The sequence below is a fragment of the Methanohalobium sp. genome, assembly GCF_046546175.1.
In the GTDB taxonomy this organism is placed as follows: domain Archaea; phylum Halobacteriota; class Methanosarcinia; order Methanosarcinales; family Methanosarcinaceae; genus Methanohalobium.
This window is the reverse complement of the sequence record NZ_JBKGYF010000123.1, coordinates 1-3,293: the sequence shown is the minus strand read 5'-3', so window position 1 is coordinate 3,293 and position 3,293 is coordinate 1. Positions and strand designations below refer to the sequence as shown.

Genomic DNA, 3,293 nt, shown 5'->3' with positions numbered 1-3,293 from the left:
ACAAGTGGAATAAAGCTCTTCCCATGAAGTCCAAACTTATGAAAAAACCCATCATGAAAAAGAAAACTGTTATCGCTGGTGGTAAATCAGCCTGGCAGCTTGCAGATGAGTCTATAATGGATAAACTGAACATTGATTATGTCCATCTTGGTAGAGGAGAAATCACAGTTCCTGAAATGGTTGAATCAATACTAAACGGAAATAAGCTATCAAGGATAATCGAGGGTAAAGATCCAAATATTGATGAGATACCAAATATCAGAGGCGCAACAACACACGGACTAGTTGAAGTTTTCAGAGGTTGTGGCAGAGGGTGTTCGTTCTGTACACCCACAATGCAAAAGCTTCGTTTTGAATCTGTTGAGCATATTTTAAAAGATGTACAAACAAATGTAAATTCCGGACAGAAATCGATAATTCTACATTCGGAAGATATCCTCAGATACGGTGCCAGAGGCATAATACCTGATAGTGAACAAGTATTAAATCTATTTGAGCAAGTGGCAACTACAAAAGGTGTAGAAAAAATAGGAACAAGCCATCTGGCTCTTGCGACTGTTTATTCCAATCCTAAATTGGTAGAATCTGTCACAGACACCTGTTATTCAAATCTGAATCAGAGTACAATCGGTTCCCAAACCGGTATTGAAACCGGTAGCAAACAACTGATGGCAAAATATATGGATAAAAAAACCCTTCCAGAACCACCTGAAAAATGGCCAGAGGTCGTAAAACAGGCTTATGGAGTATTGGATGATAACAACTGGGTTACTGCTGCCACACTTATAAACGGTCTGCCTGGCGAAACAACCGATGATGTTATTGCAAGTATAAACCTTGTGGAAGATTTAAAAGGCACATCATCCCTTATTGTACCAATGAATTTTGTTTCAATGAAAGGTTCGGCTCTGGATAATGAAGAATCATTTACCATGGATAAAATGAAACCTGAACACTGGCAACTAATGGGTGAATGTATAGAACATGATTTGAAAATTGCTCCTGAATTGTTGAAAAACTATAAAAACGATAGTGGAATAAAAAGCTGGATACTTGAATATTCTATGAAACATACTGGTAAAAAAGTGAACAAATATGTAAACCGGATGAAAAGGGGTGAGCCACCAACAGATAGGACTGAACCGAGCAAATGGCTGATTCCTAACCTGTCAGAGTTATGAGTTTTGGTTAATAGCGATTTTCAGGCTGGAAGATAATGACAACAGAATATATGCTGAGTATAATCACATTGTTTGCAGTTATTTTAATGTCAGTTGTAGGATACTATGTTTTTATTCCTCCCGAATTTAAAAACGACCATAACAAACCTGAAAAACGAAAACTAATCAGTGATACATTAATATATTTCATCCCTATTAGTTCTGTATACATTTTTATAAATGCTGAAAAGAATGTGGCAAACCATCTGGGTATTGTGCCCCGTGATAATTACACCAGATATTTGATGATGATAGAAGGAGATATAGTAAGTTACATTCAAAATATCGCCAATCCACTATTAACCTATATAAGTAGCACTGTCTATCTTTTCGGTTTTCCTTTCTTGCTGGTGTTCACATTTTTTATATTGGCATATACCCAAAAAACCAGATATTTGAAAGAATTTACAGTAGCATTCATCTTAATCTATCTGATAGCTTATCCGTTTTATGTTTTTTTTCCTGTTGAGGTTACGGGTTACACACTGGAAAACGTCGAACCCCTATTGTATAATTTAAGTCCGATTATTTCCCAGGGTATCAGAATGAGCGATCATGGTCTTGACAATTGTTTCCCCAGTCTTCATGCAGCACTTTCTATAATGACTATGCTTGTCGTTTCAGGAACAGAGTTTAAACGATATAAAACGTTTGTTGTCGGCATTACTGCTGCAATACTCTTTACTACATTGTATCTTGGTATTCACTGGATTATAGACCTGATTGCAGGTTTCATTCTCGCTGTAACTGTATATTTCATCACAATCAGATACCTGCACCTGTTCCAAATACCGGGCAAATTCAAACCTAGAATTAATCACAGAAAAATCTGAAAACAATTAAAGTTGCCAGATATTTAAAATTACATTTCAACATTAGAAAATCTGGATTTTGTAAGATAAATTGATAATGCGATAATAAATCCGAACAAACCGGATACAATAAAAACCATTTGCATATTAAAATACAACAATATCAGACCCAAGACTGAAGGTGCAGCTGTTTGACCTATGTATTTAATCATATTGAAAACTGATACAACACCCCCATTATATTACCTGGTGATACCTGAATAATTAATGTTGTTAAAAATGGCTGTATCATACCAAAACCAGCTCCAAAAAGAAGCAGTAACAAGAACATTGATGTTACTGTATCCACAAAAGGAAATCCGGTGATTACAAGACTCAAAAAACCGAACCCGAAAGCCATTACGATATATTCTGGATATTTTTTAGACAGTCTTCTTGCCTGTGATGCTACTACTATAACTGATGCACCCCGTAAACTGAGAGCAATACCTGCACCCTGTGATGTGAAATCAAAATTATCTTCCAGTAAAAAGGGAACATAGATAATTACAGAATACAGTAAAAAAGCAATTGCAAAACTTAAGAATATTGTATAGGACACCTTGAAATTTTTAAGGGCTTCCAGTATCTCTCTAAACCCAGTTGTTGTTTTACTGAATGATTTTTCAGGATTTGTTTCCGGAAGTGCAACTATTGCAACCATTGCTATGGGAATGGTCAGACAATAGAAAAGGAAGGGATAATTCCAGCCAAGTACACCCATACTTCCGCCTATAAATGGTAAAGACACTGCACCAATGGCAATGGACATACTTCTCCTGCCCATGGCATGAATACGTTTCTACCCATTATACAATCCTCCGATCATGGTCATCGCAAGTGGAGTCATACCTGCAACCGCTGAACCCTGGATGAATCGTATAAAAAGCAGTAATGTAAAATCGGTTGCAAAGAATGCTGCTATACCAGTTAAGCCATTGACTATAAGACAGGGTACAAGTATCTTTTTATGATTGACCTTATCGGTGATACTTCCTATCAGTAATGTAAAAACAGCAGTAGATAAGGTGTATACCGCCAGAATCAATCCTACAGCTTCGCGGCTTGTGTTTAGAGGACCAACTATTATTGGCAGAACTGGCCCCAGCAGTGTACTCCCTGACATTCCAAAAAAGGTTATCAGACACAGAATAAACAGTGTGAGTTTATCGATATTCATTGTTCACAACAGGATTTGGATAAGTGTAGTTTTCTTTAATAT

2 protein-coding genes and 1 pseudogene are annotated in these 3,293 nt (G+C 36.7%); 2 read left to right on the top strand and 1 reads right to left on the bottom strand.

The genetic code is table 11. From position 1 onward, the window contains the following. On the top strand, positions 1-1,181 hold a 1,181-nt coding region (locus ACLFMM_RS09510; protein ID WP_410808495.1), incomplete at its 5' end, for a B12-binding domain-containing radical SAM protein. Between the two features lie 35 nt (positions 1,182-1,216). Beyond that, positions 1,217-2,053, top strand: coding sequence for a phosphatase PAP2 family protein (locus ACLFMM_RS09505; protein ID WP_410808494.1), 837 nt, complete (start codon positions 1,217-1,219; stop codon positions 2,051-2,053). 187 nt (positions 2,054-2,240) lie between these two features. Here the strand turns inward: ACLFMM_RS09505 and ACLFMM_RS09500 are convergent. Further along, positions 2,241-3,197, bottom strand: a pseudogene (locus ACLFMM_RS09500) (MFS transporter). Positions 3,198-3,293: the final 96 nt, after the last annotated feature.

Coding starts and splice junctions, on each gene's coding strand:
- ACLFMM_RS09505 (WP_410808494.1), top strand. CDS start 1,217: ATGACAACAGAATATATGCTGAGTATAATCACATTGTTTGCAGTTATT.